At 64.5% G+C, this 507-nt stretch carries 1 protein-coding gene; it reads left to right on the top strand.

The window, feature by feature from the left end:
- The coding region (locus CXQ97_RS21385; RefSeq protein WP_219815514.1) for a helicase C-terminal domain-containing protein at positions 1–507 on the top strand (507 nt) is incomplete at both ends.

Raw genomic sequence — 507 nt, 5'->3', positions numbered from 1 at the left:
GCAACTGGCCGCGGCAAGACTAAGCGTTCGATGCTGTGCCTGCGCAATGTGGCTCCGGCACCCTTCCTCGCGCCACGGTTGAAGCAGGCTCGTTCAACGGTGCTGTTCTCGGCCACGCTGAACCCGCGCCGGTTCCATGCCGATATGTTGGGCCTGCCCACGGGTAGCGCCTGGATCGAGGTCGAATCGCCATTCCAGGCCGATCAGCTGCGGGTATGCCTGGCCGAGCATGTCTCGACCCGCTATCAGCACCGCCAGGCCTCGCTGGGTGCCGTGGTCGCGCTCATCGCCCAGCAATATCGCGAGCGCGCCGGCAACTACCTGGCGTTCTTCAGCAGCTTTGATTACCTGCAACAGGTGACCGCCCTGCTGCGCGAGCAGTATCCGGACGTGCCCTTCTGGGAGCAGACTCGCGGCATGCAGGAAGCGGCCCGCAGTGCATTTCTCGACCGATTCACCGAACACAGCAAGGGCGTCGGTTTTGCGGTGCTCGGCGGTGCATTCGCC

Source organism: Arthrobacter sp. B0490 (genome assembly GCF_002929355.1).
Lineage (GTDB): Bacteria > Actinomycetota > Actinomycetes > Actinomycetales > Micrococcaceae > Arthrobacter_D.
The sequence above is the reverse complement of the archived record's forward strand: the minus strand, read 5'-3'. Positions and strand labels throughout refer to the sequence as shown.